Here is a 16488-nt window from a genome sequence, read left to right on the forward strand (position 1 = left end):
GCTGTTATCCTCCGTAAGGCGCAAGTACGAGGTCGCGATTGACGACAACGCGAACCGGGAAACCAGGTCGCACGGTCAAAGTGGGCTGGATGTTGAGACTGCGCCGAACCACCTGTTGTCCGGTTTGGTTTAGTGAGTCCGAGGCGCCGTGCCGCAAGGCCTGGATAATTGCGCTGTCGTTGCTGTTGGTGTCCGAGCCGGCACCCAGTTCGGTCCCGACAGCCAGAAACGTCGAAAGTGCCGCGGCCTTGAATAGCTCACCCCAGTGATTGTCGACCTGGTCCTCGAGGCCTGCATACCCGGCAGTGTCAGCGCCAGGCTGCCGCTCGAGAACGATAGAACGTCCATTCTGCATGATTAGTCGGGTCCAGACGAGCAGGACGCGGGACTGGCCGAAAGTGACCTGGCTATCGTAGATCCCGATCAGACGCGCTCCCTGAGGCACAAGCAGAAAGCGGCCAGTCGGCGTGTCATAGACATTCTCGGTGACCTGCGCCGTAATTTGGCCTGGCAGGTCCGATCGGATTCCGGTGATCAGGGCTCCCGGAATAACTGTCCCGGCCTGCACGATATATGGTGAAGCTGGCTTGGTGACGCGATCAGGGCTGACTGTGCGACGGTCCACAGAGGCGTTGACGAAGGCAAGCTTGCGGTCTTGACCGTTCTGCGCAAATCCGTCGTCGTTGGCACTCGTAGGGCTTTGCAATGCGATGCGGTCGCCCCCTCCACCTGCAGCCGTGGGCTCACGCACTTCTCTCCCATTGGTCGAAGCGAACAGATGGCTGATGCGGGCTGCTTCGGTCTCATGATCCCGGCGCTGCTGTTCCGGATCGACGCCCATCGTCGGCGACTGTCCTTGGGCTGCAAGAATCGGCCGACCGAGGTCCCCGGGAAGCGGTGGACCAAGTTGCGGGATTGGCTGGCGCGGAATGCCAGTGTAGTCCTTCGGCAGCGCCGTAATACCGTCGGCGACATTGTGATGGTCGGTACTGTAAAGCTCATCGACCACCTGGTCTCGAGGGCGATTCTTCTGCAGCGACCACAGCACGGCTCCGCCGATGACTAGCAGGACGACCGCGCTCCCTCCCGCCAGTACTTTCCGTGACAACCGCGTCACGCGCGGGTGCTCCGCTCTCAAGCGAAAGCTTCCGGACTGATCCTCTTGGCTCTCAGGCGGAGCTGCTTGCGCCTGATCACTTTCATTCCTGACGTTCATGACGACGGCCTCCCGTCGGTCCGGACAATACGGACCTTCTGCTGGTGCTCACCGCCAAGCCGCAGTTCGGCGGCAGCAAAAAGCCGATCGACGATCAGTACGTTGCCGTAAGCGCGATAGTTGACGAGTTCAGTCTTGCCGTCTGGACCGATGACGAAGAGCGGAGGCATCTCGCCCTGCACGATACCTTGCGGGAATTCGATATAGACTTTGCGGCCATCGTCATATGCGGCGAGCGGCCGCCAGGGAGGACTGTCGCCTTCGATGGCATAGCGGAAGATGCGCTGCGCCGGGTCCGGAAGAACGGGCTTCAGAGCGACCGAACGCGATCGTTCCCGTGCAGTTTCTGGATAGTACCACGCAACCGACGGCATGTATGGCCGTTCGCGCGAGCGGAGTTCGATCAGGTAGGTGCGCCGGTCAGTATTGACCACAAGATTGGTCTCGATGGAAGCTCGCGTCGGCTTGACCAGAATGTGGACGCGCCGCGTGTCGCCGCTCCCGCTCTCGGTATCGCCAACGACCCAGCGTACAGTATCTCCGGCCGCGATCGGCCCCGATCCCGTCAACTGCTCTCCTTCCTCGAGTGCGATATCCGTAATCTGCCCGGGTGCGGCATAAATCTGATAGAGGGCACCGGGGCTATAGGCGTAGATCTGAGCTGCGTTGAAATACCCCCGCTTGCGCGGTTCGACGCGGGCCGCACTGTTTGCCGTCTCAACCCGGCTCACGGGTTCAGGCTCCTCCTTCCCTGCCGACTTGCCGCCAAAGGCCGGCTTCCAAAGCGGTGGAACGTGAAGCGGCCGCGGTCTGTCGTCGAGAGACGCCGGAGGCGCCGGCAGTGGCGGGACCTCGGCGTCATAGCTGATCTCCGGCGGAATGTAGGTCGCGCACCCACCGAGCGCCGAGGAACCGACCAGGAGAGCAAACAGAACTGCTCGCTTAGCAGCCACGAATTCGGGCAAAGCAGAATTGAGCTTGCTGTTTGAGATGGGGCGCTTCGAATGAACGTCAGACGGCGTCTTGGTCACTGACCCAACTCCTTTGACCAGTTGATGGCGCGGACGTAGACGCCGAGGGGATTCTTGCGCAGACGTTCGGCATCGCGCGGCGTTTCGATCACAATCGTGAGAATCGCAGTCCAGCGCTCGGTCGAACTCAGCGAACCGTTGTCGTAGGTGCGCTCGGTCCATGCGACCCGAAAGCTCTCCGGCGACGCCCGAATGACGCTCGAGACGTCCACGGAGATTTGCGCCTTGCCCCACTTGGCAAAGGGGTCATTGTTGCGCGCGTAATCGTTGAGCGCGGCCGCGCCGCGATCGGTCGTAAAGTCATAGGCGCGGAGCCAGTTCTGGCGCAGAACGATGCCGTCGGCCGGTAGGCCTCTGACATCCTCGATAAAGCGCGCCAGATGGTAGGCGATGCGCATCAGTCGGTTGATAGTCAATGTTGGCCGGCGCGACCCTTTGGGCCTGGCCGAGACGATCCACTTCGACCACCCACGGCGTGATCGAGCCTTGGCTCGATTGCCAGACAAGGCCACCCGCGAGACCGGCCGATAGCATTAAGCAACCGAACGCCATCAGGCGCCAGTTCTTGGCCTGCACGCGGGCAGATCCGATGCGCTCGTCCCAAACCTGCGCCGCCTTTTGATAAGGCGTGATCGGCTCGGGCATGCGCCCGTAGTGTACTGATGGTCGTTTGAACATCGATAGTTGCCCCTGGGATCAAGTGATCGTTTTCGAGTGGTGCGATGGAATGGTTTGAGACGTTGTGCTGTACAGCGGAGGTGCAGTGGTGCGTCTCAGCGCTCTCCTTCGGACAAATCGACGGAGGAACCGCTGCCACCATGATCGCCCGAGCGGACGGCCTGGCTAGCGGCCGAGGCACCATGCCGAATAGCCTCGGCGCGCTTCATGCGTCGCGCCCAATCGGGCTGCCCTTCGGCCGAGGTGCTCGCGGTCTGCGCACCGGCTTCCCCGCCCCCGCCGAGCGCAGCCGCTGCACGACGCAACGGGCTCATGGCAGCGGAGGTGCCGGCTTCGGCGACGCCGACGAAGCCGCTACTCCGGTAAGCGGCTGTTGCTCCGCTCATGACAGCGCCGCCACCGCGCGCGGCACCTGCCATCGCGCCGCTAGCGAGACCGGCACCGCCGGCGGCGAGGCCCGCGCCCGCCGCAACAATGCCGCCGGCAGCAAGGCCTGTTCCAATCGTGGCCCCCGCACCGAGCTGGGGTCCACCGGACACCAAGCCGTTTGCGATACCCGGACCGAAGATACCGAGGCCCAGCAACGCGAGCGCCGCGAGCACCAGCGTCATCGCGTCTTCGATGGTCGGCTGAGCGCCGCCGAAGCCTGCGGTGAACTGCGAAAACAGGGTCGAGCCGATCCCGACGATGACGGCCAGGACCAGGACCTTGATTCCTGATGAGATGACGTTGCCCAGGACCCGCTCGGCCGCGAAGGCGGTCTTGCCAAACAACCCAAACGGAATGAGCACGAAGCCGGCCAGCGTCGTGAGCTTGAACTCGATCAGGGTAACGAAGAGCTGGATCGCCAGAATAAAGAAGGCGAGCAGCACCACGACCCACGCGAACAGGAGAACGACGATCTGGACGAAATTTTCGAAGAAACTGATATAGCCCATCAGGTTGGAGATCGAATCAAGCAATGGTCGGCCGGCATCAAGGCCGACTTGAGCGATCTTTCCGGGCCGCAGGAAATCCGATGCGGAGAGGCTTGCGCCTGATGCTTTCAGGCCAAGACCGGCAAAGCTCTCGAAGACGATGCGCGCCAGACTGTTCCAGTTACCGATGAGGTAGGCGAAGACCCCTACGAAGAGCGTCTTCTTGACGAGACGCGCGATGATGTCCTCATCTGTTCCCCAACTCCAGAACAACGCTGCGAGCGTAATGTCGATCGCAGCAAGGGTCGTTGCGAGATATCCGACATCACTCCCCAGCAGCCCAAAGCCGTTGTCGATGTAACGCGTGAACGTTTCCAGAAACTGGTCAATGATCCCCGTACCCGTCATGGCTTGCTTGCCTCGGGTGCCGTCAGGTACGGATATCCCTGCGGGATCCGGCTTTGATCCTTTGGGACAGGTATTGAACTGGCTGAGTCATCGTGGCCGGGAGCTACATCGCCGTCTTTCCTGCCAAGGAACCGGCGCCGGTTTTCAGCCCAAATCTGCTGGCAGTAGCGATAGCTTGCCGTCTCCTCCGGAGTGACGCCGCGACAACGTACGAGGTCGGCGTTGGCTGCATCGCTCCTCTGCTCCGCCTTCGGCGCCGACCCAGACTCGTCGCGGCCACGCAGCTGAATCGTGCAGGCCGCGACGGCGACTAGGCCGATTGTCGTGAGCAGCGACAGCGCCTTGAATGCCCTTACATCGGTCATCAGTGGAACATCTGCACGTTGGATGATTGATAGCCCTGCCCCGGTGTCAGGAACCTCCGAAGCTGTTCTCGTCCCTGATCCTGCGCCGAGGCGCGCTGAGCGGATTCAAGGCTCTGCGCCCTGCCCTGCGCCGTCACGACGGCGGTGAGGTCGGCGAGCTGTTGCGCGTTCAGCGCAAGGATCTGATTGCCAGCCTGCGTTGCTTGCAGCGCGCCGCTGGCACCCTGGCTCGACGTTACGAGTGCGGACGTCTGGATACGATTGGTGTCGAGGTTGCCGACGATGCCGGCTTGGACGCGAAGCGCGTCCTGCGTTGCCGAGTAGGTATTTTGCCAGCGCGATTGAGCGTTGGAGATGAGTAACTGGTTCGACTGGCTGCTGGTCGCTGGCGCGTAGCTGGTCGAGAAGGCGCGGTCGATCTGCTGGACGTCGTACGCGATGCGCTGGGCCTGTGCCAGTAATTGCTGGGTGCGCTGGATCGATGATTGCAGTTGCTGCAGTGACGAATATGGCAGGTTTGCCAGGTTCTTCGCCTGATTGATCAGCATCTGCGCCTCGTTCTGCAACGAGGTGATCTGGTTGTTGATCTGCTGGAGCTCCCGCGCGGCGGTCAGGACGTTCTGAACATAGTTGTTGGGATCAAAAACGATCCACTGCGCCCGCGCGGGGACAGTGACGCCGAGGATCAGCGCGACCGTGCCAGCGGTCGCCAATAGGCCAAGACGCCTCATAGGGAGCTCTCCAGATTGACGAAATTGGGGATCAGATCGTTGGCCCAGGCGACGCCACGGTGCTGGAGCCAGGCGGGCACGAAGCCGTCGGCTCCATGTTCGGCGATGAGTTGCGTGATGACAGCCTGATCTGTCTTGGAAGAGGCTGCGGTGAACGCGAGCGCAACCTCACCAAGGCCAAGTTCGAACATCCGGTTGCCGCGGCGGGACTGGCAGTAGTAGTCGCGCTTTGGCGTAGCGCGGCTCAAAAGCTCGATCTGGCGGTCATTGAGGCCAAAGCGGCGATAGATCGCTGTGATTTGCGGCTCGATCGCCCGCTCGTTCGGCAGCAACAGCCGCGTTGGGCAGCTTTCGATGATCGCTGGCGCGATAGCAGATCCATCGATGTCCGAAAGCGACTGGGTGGCGAAGACGACGGACGCGTTCTTCTTCCGAAGCGTCTTCAGCCATTCCCGGAGTTGACCGGCGAAATCCTCATCGTCGAGCGCAAGCCAACCTTCATCGACAATAAGAAGTGTCGGCCTGCCATCGAGACGGTCCCGGATACGATGGAAGAGGTACGCCAGAACGGCCGGCGCGGCACTCGTTCCGATCAAGCCTTCGGTCTCAAATGCCTGGACGGAGGCCTCGCCGAGGCGCTCGAATTCAGCATCGAGGAGGCGTCCGGACGGACCGCCGAGGCAATAAGGTTGCAAGGCGCGTTTCAGGGAATTCGATTGGAGCAGGACTGACAGGCCCGTGAGGGTGCGTTCCTCCCTCGGCGCCGAGGCGAGGGATGTCAGCGCCGACCACAGATGATCCTTGACCTCCGGGGTGATCTCGATCTTTTCCCGCGCCAGGATCGCGCCGATCCACTCTGTGGCCCATCCCCGCTCGGAAGGATCGTCGATCCAGGCCAGCGGCTGCAGGGCGACGGGGTTTTCACTCCCGTCAGACAATGCGCCGCCTAGATCATGCCAGTCGCCCCCCATGGCGAGCGCGGCCGCCCGGATTGAACCGCCGAAGTCAAACGCAAAGACCTGAGAGTTCGGATAGCGGCGGAATTGCAACGCCATCAGAGCCAGCAACACGGATTTGCCGGCGCCAGTCGGACCTACCACGAGGGTATGACCGACGTCGCCGACGTGGAGGGAGAAGCGGAACGGCGTTGATCCCTCGGTCTTGCCGAACAACAGAGGCGGCCCTTTGAAGTGGAGGTCCCTCGCCTCGCCCGCCCACACGGCCGACATCGGAATCATGTGGGCGAGGTTAAGTGTCGACACCGGAGGCTGCCGCACGTTGGCGTAAACGTGCCCGGGTAAACTGCCGAGCCAGGCTTCGACGGCATTCACCGTCTCGATCATGCAGGTGAAATCGCCGCCCTGAATGACCTTCTCGACCAGGCGCAGCTTTTCGTCGGCAGTGTTGGGATCGCGGTCCCAGACAATGATGGTCGCCGTAACAAAGGCTTGTCCGATCTGGTCCGACCCCAGTTCCTGCAAGGCCGCGTCGGCATCAAGCGCCTTGTTGTGGGCGTCGGTATCGAGCAGCGTCGACGCCTCGTTCGTCATGACCTCTTTGAGGATGGCGCCGATGGATTTTCGCTTGGCAAACCACTGGCGACGAATCTTGGTCAGCAGCTTGGTGGCATCGGTCTTGTCGAGCATGATCGCCCGGGTCGACCAACGATAAGAGAATGGCAGGCGATTCAGATCATCCAGAATTCCCGGGGTCGTCGCGCCCGGAAAGCCGATAATCGTCAGGACCCGAAGATTGGCAGAACCCAGCATCGGCTCAAGCCCGCCGGTCAGCGGCTGGTCGGCCAACAGCGCATCGATGTACATCGGAATTTCGGGCACTCGAACCCGATGACGCTTGGTCGAGATCGTCGAGTGCAGATAAGTCAGCGTGTCCTGATCATCGAGCCAGGCACATTCGGGCATGAACCCTTCAACGAGCTGCAGCACGCGGTTGGTCTGATCGACAAACCCGCGCAGCACCTCGCGGGCGTCCGCTCCGACGGTCCGATCCCGTCCCTCGTAGAGCAGTCGCTCTGCTTGGGCAGCCCCCTCTTCTGGGGGCAAATAAAGGAAGGTCAGGAAATAGCTGGACTCATAATGGGCGCCCGCCTCTTCGAATTGAGCTCTGCGCTCGGCGTCGACCAGTGCGGACGCGACATCCGGAAATGTGCTCGGAGGATAGGCCCCGGCAAAATGGCGCTGTGCCTCGACGAATACGGCCCAGCCTGATCCGAGTCGACGAAGGGCGTTGTTCAGGCGACCGGCGACGCCGACAAGCTCTGCCGACACCGCGCTGTCGAGATCCGGGCCCCGGAATTTTGCCGTCCGTTGGAACGAGCCATCCTTGTTCAGGATGATTCCTTCGTCGACCAGGGCTGCCCAGGGCAGGAAGTCGGCAAGACGAGCGTTGGAATGACGATATTCGGCAAGGTTCATCATGACCGAGAACTCAGGTGTTGAGATGGCCTGGAATGCGCAGATGTCGGCGCACCACATCGACAAAGGCGGAATCGCGTTTGGCGGCCCAGACGGCGGCCATGTGGCCGATGAACCAGAGGACAAGACCCGCGATCCAGAGCCGCAATCCCAGCCCAAGGGCCGCCGCAAGCGTGCCGTTGACGATCGCAACCGACCGCGGCGCGCCGCCCATCAGGATTGGCTCGGTCAGCGCGCGGTGGACGGGCACGACAAAGCCTGTGACCGGTTCATCCATCAGATCACCACGCCGCCGCCGAAGGAGAAGAACGACAGGAAGAAGCTCGAGGCGGCAAACGCGATCGACAGACCGAACACGATCTGGATCAGCCTGCGGAAACCACCCGACGAGTCGCCGAACGCGAGTGTGAGCCCAGTCACGACGATGATGATGACGGCGATGATCTTGGCGACCGGCCCCTCCACCGACTGCAAGATCTGATTGAGTGGCTGCTCCCACGGCATGTTCGAGCCAGCCGCCCATGCCGGCGCCGACACCAAAAGAACCATCCCGGACATGGCTAGTGAAGCGGCATCTCGACGAAAACGAAATTGCGGACGCATGTCAGTCTCCTGCTGATGAAAGTTTGTAGTCGCCGGCGGCGCCAAGCCCGGTGACGAGGGCGAGCTCAGCGAGGCGACGGTCAGCGCCGCGCCCCGCAAGCACGGCAACGAGGTTGATGGTTTCGGCGATCAAGGCGCGCGGAACCGTGATGACCGCTTCCTGGATGAGTTGCTCGAGCCGCCGCAGCGCACCAAGCGCACTGCCCGCGTGAATGGTCCCAATGCCGCCGGGGTGGCCTGTGCCCCAGGCCTTAAGCAGGTCGAGCGCTTCGGCACCGCGAACCTCGCCAACCGGAATGCGATCCGGACGCAAGCGCAGCGATGAGCGAACCAGGTCGGAAAGCGTGGCCACGCCATCTTTGGTCCGGAGCGCGACAAGATTGGGAGCCTTGCACTGAAGTTCGCGCGTATCTTCGATCAGCACGACCCGATCGGAACTCTTTGCCACCTCGGCCAGAAGCGCATTCGTCAATGTTGTTTTGCCGGTCGATGTCCCGCCGGCGACCAGAATGTTTTTCCGTGCGGCGACCGCGTTCTGCAGGATCTTGGCCTGCTCCGAGGTCATGATCCCCCTGCCGACGTAGTCGTCGAGCGTAAACACGGCGACCGCAGGCTTGCGGATAGCAAAGGCCGGTGCAGCAACGACCGGAGGCAAGAGACCTTCGAAGCGCTCGCCGGTCCCAGGCAATTCGGCCGAGACCCGTGGCGAGCCGGCATGCACCTCGGCGCCGACGTGATGCGCTACCAGCCGAACAATGCGCTCGCCGTCCGCTGCCGACAGAGTTTCGCCTGTGTCGATCAGACCATTCGACAGCCGGTCAATCCACAACCGCCCATCCGGGTTGAGCATCACCTCGATGATCGCTTCGTCTTCGAGGTAGCCGGCGATCGCAGAACCAAGCGCGCTGCGCAGCATTCGCGCGCCGCGCGAACTCGCTTCCGATTGAATGGAATGGATTGCCACCGTTCGTCCCCACCGAATGAGGACGTCCAACGAGCGTCCTCATGTGGGGATGATTAGAAAAGGCACCGATGGACTTGGCGCAACAAGCGGCTTCAGAGATCGTAGACTGGCGTAGAAAAAGAAAGACCGAGAACTGATGCCTGAGGCCTGCTCAATCGTATCGTGCTCGGCGATCTGCCGCTCACCACTCCGCATCGTCATCCGCGGGTACCAGTATGACCGAGTTCTGGTACACGCCGGCGGGTTCGAGAGCGTCAGAATCACTTGCCGGCTTCAAGAAGAGGATTGAACGCATCCACGAAGCAATGGATTGGCACCAAGGCAGCGCGAACCAGACCAACGTCGCGATTTGCAGTGCTATGTTGAGACCAAACGCGACTTGATAGGCTTGGACGGGCCTATGCCCATCATTTGCGGACCATTGCTCCAGGACAAGACCTGTCGCGTATTGCGCCAGAAATGCCCAACCGAAGTGCAAAACGTTCAAGGCACCATTGGCACGGCCGGCAAGCTCCGGCGGGAAGTAATCCGCTATCACCGCGAAGCTGACCACTGTCGCCGTTCCGACAATTGCGACAATAGACCAAGGCAGGATGGACGGCAAAGACGCTCGCAGGATCAGGGATAACTCGGCCGCGATGAACAGCACCGCAACTATCGCTAACACCGCCTCCGCCCCGATACCTCTCCGCTTGATGGAATGGACGGTCGTACCGAATAACCAGGCGCCAGCGCACAATACGATAGACATCATAAAAAGCTGTCTGACGAGACTTGCGCGATCAAACCCTTCTACGTCAATCAACCACGGGGACGCCCACAAACCTTGCAGAGACCAGGATGATCCGACGCACGTCGCCGACAACGGGGCCATTCGCCAGAAGCGCCGATCGCCTAGAACGAAGCCAAGAGTGGCGCGCGCTGCTGATGGGACAATGCCTCGCTCAGGCACGACGGCGTGGATGAGAATGGCCGTCGCACCGGTCGCGGCCGCCAGGATCTCAAAGAGCTGCCGCCAGCCCATCCAGGCGAGCAGGTGTTCGACGGGGACCGTAGCAGTCACCGCTCCAAGCGATCCCAGCATGACCATGTAGCCGTTAAGCAAGGCGACACGCTCCCTGGGGAACCAGAGGACGATCGACTTCAGTCCTGCGGTCAATGCCGCCGCCACGCCAAGCCCGATCATTGCACGCGCGATCAAGAGCGACAGGAAGTGAGTCGATATCGCGAAGAGGCCAGCGCCTACTGCGGCAAGCAAGAGCAGAACACTCTGGACGCGACGCGGACCAAAGCGATCCAACAATATACCGACGGGGATCTGAGCGACCGCGAAAACAAGAAAATAGACCGACGTAAGCAAACCGAGGTCGGCAGTCGCAACCCCGGTATCCGAGCTGAGATGGTTCGCGATCAGAGCATTGATCGTTCGAAACAGATACGAAAGATAGTAACCAGCCGCAAAAGGGAGAAAAACGCGTGCGATGAGACGCCATGTCCCCGAGATCTGCATGCTGGTCCCTCTTGTTATCAGCTCGTGCGAGCCGATAGCGTGGCCAGCTTTTCGTCAGTTCGGTTAAATCGCTGCGGTCGTAGGCTGGCGTAGAAAAAGAAGGACCGGCGAACTGGTCTGTCTACGCGGTCTCGCTCAGGCTTCCTCGGCCGGTTCCTGACGGCGGATATCTTCTGGAATCTCCCGGAGAAAACTTTGCCCCTTTTGCAAACGACGTCCAAGCGCCTCGACAAATCCTTCAAAGCGTTCGCGGCCCTTTGCCTGCGCGGCCGCCTGCGCGTCGTTGGGTAGTGGCGGTGTGATCGTCAGCCAGAAGCGGATGAAGAGAGCCAAGGTCTCGGCCGTTAAACCAACGTCACGCTCAAGCCTCTGCATCTGACGCGATAGCCGGTCGAGGCGACGGGTAAAGGCCGCCTCCCGCCTGTCTGCTCCGTCCGGCGATAGAAACGAAGCGACCGCGGCTTCCACGATCGCAGACCGGGAAAGCTTCTTGCGATCCGCCAGATCCGAAATCTGTTTCAGAAGCTCTGGCGGGAAATAGACGTTCATCCGGTCGCGCATATCGCCTCACAGCTCCATACCGTCATTCGGGTCCAGCGCGGCCTGACGGGCGACACCTCGCATCTGTTGGCGTATGAGCCGGGACTGGCGGACCGCATCCTCGTCATCGTCAAGAACGGCAGCGAATTCTTCTGCCGGTGTTGGTTCGGTCGTCTCCCTGGCGATCGCGACGTGATCGGGGAGTTCGGGCTCACGACGGAGTCCGCTGTTCGCCGTGTCTTCCTCGACCCCCGAAGCTTGGTCAGCTGGAGTAGCCGTCGGCTTCAGAGGTCCGAGCGCTGACCATCCGTCCGTTCGCGATGATCGGCCGGCGCTCGCCGGATCGGGCGGCGGCAGAACGCGCTCGGTGAACCGCCGATCCTCGTAGTAGCGGGCCTTCTTCGCCCGGATCGGCGGCGTGCCCGCCACCATGACGATCTCGTCCATCGGCGGAAGCTGCATGACCTCGCCCGGGGTCAGTAATGGCCTTGCCGTCTCCTGGCGCGAGATCATCAGGTGTCCCAGCCAGGGGTTCAGCCTGTGCCCGGCGTAGTTCTTCATCGCCCGCATCTCCGTCGCCGTACCCAGCGCATCCGATACACGCTTGGCGGTCCGCTCGTCGTTGGTCGCGAAGCTGACGCGAACGTGGCAGTTGTCGAGGATGGCATTGTTAGGCCCATAAGCCTTCTCGATCTGATTGAGCGACTGCGCGATCAAGAAGCTCTTGATGCCGTAACCCGCCATGAAGGCAAGCGCCGACTCGAAGAAATCCAACCGCCCCAGCGCCGGAAACTCGTCGAGCATCAACAGGACACGATGCCGGCGGTCGCGAGCGTGCAGATCCTCAGTCAGGCGTCGACCGATCTGATTCAGCACCAGGCGGATCAGCGGTTTGGTCCGAGAGATATCCGACGGCGGCACCACGAGGTAAAGCGTCGTGGGGCGACTATCCGCGATCAGATCGGCGATCCGCCAGTCGCAGCGACAGGTCACTTGGGCCACGACAGGATCACGGTAGAGCCCGAGGAAGGACATCGCAGTGGACAGGACGCCGGAACGTTCATTCTCGGATTTGTTGAGGAGCTCGCGCGCGGTCGAGGCGACCACCGGATGCGCACCTTGCCCGCCAAGATGCGCCGTGGTCATCATCGCCTTCAGTGTCGCCTCGATCGGCCGCTTCGGGTCTGAGAGGAAGGCAGCGACGCCGGCCAGGGTCTTGTCCATCTCGGCATAGAGAACATGAAGGATGGCGCCGACGAGGAGCGAATGACTAGTCTTCTCCCAATGATTCCGCTTGTCGAGAGAGCCTTCGGGGTCAACCAGGACGTCGGCGACGTTCTGGACGTCGCGAACCTCCCATTCCCCTCGGCGGACCTCGAGCAGCGGATTGTAAGCTGAAGACTTTGGATTGGTCGGGTCGAACAACAGGACGCGCCCATGCCGCGAGCGGAAGCCGGCGGTCAGCTGCCAGTTCTCGCCTTTGATGTCGTGCACGATGGCCGAGCCGGGCCAAGCCAACAGCGACGGGACGACAAGACCGACGCCTTTGCCGGACCGGGTTGGTGCAAAACACAATACGTGCTCCGGTCCATCGTGGCGAAGGTAGTCACGGTCGAGCTTGCCCAGCACCACACCGTCCGGACCAAGAAGTCCGGCAGCCCGGACCTCTTCCGCACCAGCCCAGCGCGCCGAGCCATAGGTCTCGACATTCTTGGCTTCACGCGCGCGCCAGACCGACATGCCGATCGCCACGGCGATCGAAACGAAGGTCCCGGACGCCGCGATGAAGGCCCCCTCGACGAAGACCTGCGGCGCATAGGCATCAAAGATGAACCACCACCAGAAGAAGACTGGCGGGTAATAGATCTTGAAGCCCAGCAGTTCGAACCACGGTCGCCCAAGCTCCGGCTGGTAGGCGAGCCGCCAGGCCGTCCACTCGGTTGCTCCCCAGATGGCCAGCAAGACGATCAGGCCGACGACTATCACCTGTCCCCAAAGGATTTTGGTTCCGGACATCCCGAACGTCCTTCTGCAATTGAATTGTAGAGTTTGCTAAAGGCCGAGGTCGCGCTTCCGACCAATGCCCCATTCGATGCCGCCGCCGTCCTTCACGACGCCGGTGACGTGTTGGCCGAGCCTTTTTTCGAGCTCGTGCGACCAGGGCACGAGCTGGAAGCCGAGCCCACTATCGATCATGGCGAAGCGTCCCGAGGTGAGCGTTAGGCGCTGGCGATAGGTGCCCGCCACGTGCTCCCCGGAGGCGGCGTTCACACTAGGCAAGCCAGTGTCAGACGAGACCTTTGCGGCCACCTCGTCCAGCTCGCGTCGGCGCAACGTGTTCAGGAGGTCGCGCTGCAAGATGATACGTTGGCCCTGCCGCCACGCCAGGCCCTCCTGGATCAGATGCTCGGTACGGGCTTCCATGGCGTCTCGGGTCTCGCGGCCGAATCCGCCCATGGCGAGCGGCATGGTATCGCGTTCGACCAGCCGGTGGTCGAGCCAGGTCGCGCCTTTCGCGTTGACCTGCCCACCGAGATCGAGATCGGAACGGGTCGCTAGCACTACGGTGGGTCTCGGCTCACCGGTTTGACCGAAGCGTCGGACCTCGACGATTCCGCCGATCGGCGGTGCATGGTCGAAAGCCTCGAGCCCTCGGAAGCGCACATGGTGCGCGCGTCCGTCCGTTCCATCGATCAGGGCGTAGGCCTCGCCAGTCAGTTCGTCATGCAATCCCCGGTCGACCAGCCGTCCGATAATCTCGGACGTCGGCTGTCCACCCTCGATGACGTAGTCGGCAACGCCGCGCGCTTCCCCACGCTCGGTGAAGGCGCGGTGCATCGTCTTGATGATGTCACCGCGCATGCCGAGGTCGCGCAAGCTGCGCTCGGCCTCGAGCCCTACCATCCATTCCCCAGGCGCAGTGGATGCGGCAAGGCCCATCTTCTCCAGGTGCTGGAGGCGGCCGACCATCAGGCGCCGGATCTCGAGATCGGACTTGCCGGGATCCTCTGGACGAAGATCGATAGAGCCGGTCTCATCGGCCGCCAGCCGGATCTCCCGGTCGAGCCGCGTCCATCGTTCCGCCGTGACTTCCCTCTCCAGCGAATTGCGGACTTCGTGCTCGGGTTTTGGACCCAGTTCGATCGCGACCAGTTCCTCGGCGCGTGAGCGCAGGCCCTGGCTGATGTAGTCACGGGAGATCACGAGATCTACTCCTTCCTCATCTACTCCCCGGACGAGAATGTGGACGTGTGGATTATCCGTGTTCCAATGATCGACGGCAACCCAATCGAGCCGCGTGCCGAGATCCGTCTCCATCTGCCTGGCGAGATCGCGAATGAAGGCCTTCAGGTCTGTCATCTCGCCGGCATCCTCCGGCGAGACGATGAACCTGAAATGGTGACGGTCGTCCGTGCAACGCTCAGCGAAGGCCGCGCTATCGGCACGGTCGCCGCCGGCATCGAACATCTCGGCCCGCGCACCGCTCCGGGTCACGCCGTCGCGCTTCAGATACGAGAGATGGGCCGTCAATGGCGCTGAGCGGAACGCCCGCCCTTTGTGACGAACCACGCGCGCCTTCACCACGACGCGCCGCGTTGGGCTGAACAATCTGGCGCGACTAAAGGCGAGGCGCCCGCGGCCAAACGTCGAGCGTCCATAGGCCGCCGAGCGCCTTCCAGCCGCTGCCTGCCCCGAGGGGTGTCCAGCTTTCTTGGCCGCCCGAAGCACCTGGTTGATGAAGCTCTTTTGCTTCGGCGCACGGGTACTGCGGATGCGCCCCGGCCGAACGTGCAGGTCGCTGTCGCGCACGCTCACGGAAGGGCCTCCCAACGATCAAAAACGCCTTCAGTGCCGAGAACGCCTTTGATTGCATTCATCAAAATGCAAGGCGCGGCACGCGCCCCGACCGACTGGCACGCCAGAACCCAAGCCATGCCAATGGCTTGCGGTTCGGCCGGCGAGCCCCTTTTATCTCGCCGTCCTGCCGTCGTGGTCTCCCCGTCGCGGGATGCCGAAAGAGCCGCCGCGACTTGGCAACCAACTCGCGAAGCCCCCACTGCTTCCGCACGCTTGCGATAGCGATCGTTACCCGAAGGGCCGAGACACCTGAAGGGTGGCTCGGTGAGGAGCGAAGCGACGAGTAGAGCGCGGGCCGGAGGCATCGCCCATACGCCATCAGCTTGCGAACCCGCACACTTGATCATTGCGATGCTCCCGAATCCGATCGAGGGACGAACACGCCAATAGACCGGGGAACCATGGGCGAAACATCGGGCGCCATAATTGCGGTCGTGACACCGCTCGACGGCATGAGCGCCAGCAACCGATCTCGCGTTCTCATGGGATCGGATTGCGTGACGAATAGCGTTGCAGCTGCTGACGATTGTCCGCTGGACGACCAACGTGGCGGCAATTCGATGGCAAGCAGATTTGCAAGCTTTGCGACATAGGCTCGCGTCTCCTCTGGCAAAGAGCCGCCTGACAGATGCTCCTCATAGCGAGCTGGCCCCGCGTTGTACGCGGCAAACACGCCAGGCGAGCCATACCGATCGAGCAGTTCGCGCAAGTACGCCGTGCCGGCCAGAATATTGTCGTGCGGGTCGTAGGGGTCGTTTCCGAGACGGTAGCGCTCGCGCAGTTCCGCCCAAGTCGCCGGCATGATTTGCATCAGGCCCATTGCGCCTTTTGGGGACTTGGCATGCACGTCTCCAGCGCTTTCGATCTTGATGACCGAACCGATCCAGTTCATCGGAATTGCAAAACGCTTGGAGGCATCGTCGGCGAAAGCTGCAAATGGATTGCTTGCCTGAGGAATCGCTTGAGCTAACGCCGATCCACTCTCGGCTAGTGCAGCACTGTCCGACGCAGCGAGAATAAACAGCAGCGGCACGACAGCCCAAACACGCACGCCCGACCGAACCAAGCATGCCGTCGTGCTCGCGCCCGTCCAGGGTAAAGCTGCTTCGCGCCGGCCATGGGGCCGCCCTGGACTGCCGCGGCGCGCGTCGGCCCTGCAAGCGTTGGTCGGGACGGAGGAATGGTCCCGCGATCGATCGAACAGAGGAATAGCGGGACAAGAGCGTGGAACA

The 16488-nt window shown here is 62.0% G+C and carries 14 protein-coding genes and 1 pseudogene; all 15 read right to left on the bottom strand.

The genetic code is table 11. From position 1 onward, the window contains the following. Positions 1-4 precede the first annotated feature (4 nt). A complete protein-coding gene (locus BM222_RS00705) occupies positions 5-1216 on the bottom strand; it encodes a TraB/TrbI/VirB10 family type IV secretion system protein (protein ID WP_092226281.1) in 1212 nt (403 codons plus the stop codon). Further along, positions 1213-2247: a P-type conjugative transfer protein TrbG gene (gene trbG, locus BM222_RS00710; protein ID WP_177242934.1), complete on the bottom strand. Its 1035-nt coding sequence runs from the start codon at positions 2245-2247 to the stop codon at positions 1213-1215. The genes BM222_RS00705 and trbG overlap by 4 nt, the downstream gene beginning before the upstream one ends. Next, positions 2244-2925, bottom strand: a pseudogene (trbF, locus tag BM222_RS00715) (conjugal transfer protein TrbF). The gene trbG and the pseudogene trbF overlap by 4 nt, the downstream one beginning before the upstream one ends. Positions 2926-3020: 95 nt before the next feature. Further along, entirely contained in the window at positions 3021-4250 is a 1230-nt protein-coding gene (trbL, locus tag BM222_RS00720) for a P-type conjugative transfer protein TrbL (protein ID WP_092226283.1), read from the bottom strand. After that, entirely contained in the window at positions 4247-4615 is a 369-nt protein-coding gene (trbK-alt, locus tag BM222_RS00725) for a putative entry exclusion protein TrbK-alt (RefSeq protein WP_092226285.1), read from the bottom strand. Before trbK-alt ends, trbL begins: the two co-directional genes overlap by 4 nt. Further along, positions 4615-5346: a P-type conjugative transfer protein TrbJ gene (gene trbJ, locus BM222_RS00730; RefSeq protein ID WP_092226288.1), complete on the bottom strand. Its 732-nt coding sequence runs from the start codon at positions 5344-5346 to the stop codon at positions 4615-4617. The genes trbK-alt and trbJ overlap by 1 nt, the downstream gene beginning before the upstream one ends. After that, positions 5343-7784, bottom strand: a complete 2442-nt coding sequence (gene trbE, locus BM222_RS00735; protein ID WP_092226290.1) for a conjugal transfer protein TrbE — start codon at positions 7782-7784, stop codon at positions 5343-5345. Before trbE ends, trbJ begins: the two co-directional genes overlap by 4 nt. Before the next feature lie 10 nt (positions 7785-7794). Then, positions 7795-8058: a VirB3 family type IV secretion system protein gene (locus BM222_RS00740; protein WP_092226292.1), complete on the bottom strand. Its 264-nt coding sequence runs from the start codon at positions 8056-8058 to the stop codon at positions 7795-7797. Further along, complete coding sequence (locus tag BM222_RS00745) at positions 8058-8339, bottom strand: TrbC/VirB2 family type IV secretion system protein (protein WP_244546991.1); 282 nt, start codon at positions 8337-8339, stop codon at positions 8058-8060. The genes BM222_RS00740 and BM222_RS00745 overlap by 1 nt, the downstream gene beginning before the upstream one ends. Positions 8340-8385: 46 nt before the next feature. Beyond that, entirely contained in the window at positions 8386-9300 is a 915-nt protein-coding gene (trbB, locus tag BM222_RS00750; protein WP_177242974.1) for a P-type conjugative transfer ATPase TrbB, read from the bottom strand. A 229-nt stretch (positions 9301-9529) separates the two neighbouring features. Beyond that, positions 9530-10858, bottom strand: coding sequence for an MFS transporter (locus BM222_RS00755; protein ID WP_092226299.1), 1329 nt, complete (start codon positions 10856-10858; stop codon positions 9530-9532). A gap of 135 nt (positions 10859-10993) precedes the next feature. Continuing rightward, entirely contained in the window at positions 10994-11419 is a 426-nt protein-coding gene (locus tag BM222_RS00760; RefSeq protein WP_092226301.1) for a CopG family transcriptional regulator, read from the bottom strand. Positions 11420-11425: 6 nt separating this feature from the next. Further along, positions 11426-13414 carry a conjugal transfer protein TraG gene (locus BM222_RS00765; RefSeq protein ID WP_092226303.1) on the bottom strand — a complete coding sequence of 663 codons (1989 nt, stop codon included), beginning with the start codon at positions 13412-13414 and terminating at the stop codon, positions 11426-11428. A gap of 36 nt (positions 13415-13450) precedes the next feature. Then, positions 13451-15214, bottom strand: a complete 1764-nt coding sequence (locus BM222_RS00770) for a relaxase/mobilization nuclease domain-containing protein (RefSeq protein ID WP_092226305.1) — start codon at positions 15212-15214, stop codon at positions 13451-13453. Between the two features lie 385 nt (positions 15215-15599). After that, positions 15600-16289 (bottom strand): lytic transglycosylase domain-containing protein, encoded by a 690-nt coding sequence (locus BM222_RS00775; RefSeq protein WP_244546973.1) that lies wholly within the window; start codon positions 16287-16289, stop codon positions 15600-15602. Positions 16290-16488: the final 199 nt, after the last annotated feature.

The sequence above is a fragment of the Bradyrhizobium sp. Gha genome (assembly GCF_900113735.1).
Taxonomy (GTDB): domain Bacteria; phylum Pseudomonadota; class Alphaproteobacteria; order Rhizobiales; family Xanthobacteraceae; genus Bradyrhizobium.

Bases quoted from the DNA above. Each gene is read 5' to 3' on its own strand.
- BM222_RS00705 (WP_092226281.1), bottom strand. From the start codon at position 1,216: ATGAACGTCAGGAATGAAAGTGATCAGGCGCAAGCAGCTCCGCCTGAG.
- trbL (WP_092226283.1), bottom strand. From the start codon at position 4,250: ATGACGGGTACGGGGATCATTGACCAGTTTCTGGAAACGTTCACGCGT.
- trbK-alt (WP_092226285.1), bottom strand. From the start codon at position 4,615: ATGACCGATGTAAGGGCATTCAAGGCGCTGTCGCTGCTCACGACAATC.
- trbJ (WP_092226288.1), bottom strand. From the start codon at position 5,346: ATGAGGCGTCTTGGCCTATTGGCGACCGCTGGCACGGTCGCGCTGATC.
- trbE (WP_092226290.1), bottom strand. From the start codon at position 7,784: ATGATGAACCTTGCCGAATATCGTCATTCCAACGCTCGTCTTGCCGAC.
- BM222_RS00740 (WP_092226292.1), bottom strand. From the start codon at position 8,058: ATGGATGAACCGGTCACAGGCTTTGTCGTGCCCGTCCACCGCGCGCTG.
- BM222_RS00745 (WP_244546991.1), bottom strand. From the start codon at position 8,339: ATGTCCGGGATGGTTCTTTTGGTGTCGGCGCCGGCATGGGCGGCTGGC.
- trbB (WP_177242974.1), bottom strand. From the start codon at position 9,300: ATGCTGCGCAGCGCGCTTGGTTCTGCGATCGCCGGCTACCTCGAAGAC.
- BM222_RS00755 (WP_092226299.1), bottom strand. From the start codon at position 10,858: ATGCAGATCTCGGGGACATGGCGTCTCATCGCACGCGTTTTTCTCCCT.
- BM222_RS00760 (WP_092226301.1), bottom strand. From the start codon at position 11,419: ATGCGCGACCGGATGAACGTCTATTTCCCGCCAGAGCTTCTGAAACAG.
- BM222_RS00765 (WP_092226303.1), bottom strand. From the start codon at position 13,414: ATGTCCGGAACCAAAATCCTTTGGGGACAGGTGATAGTCGTCGGCCTG.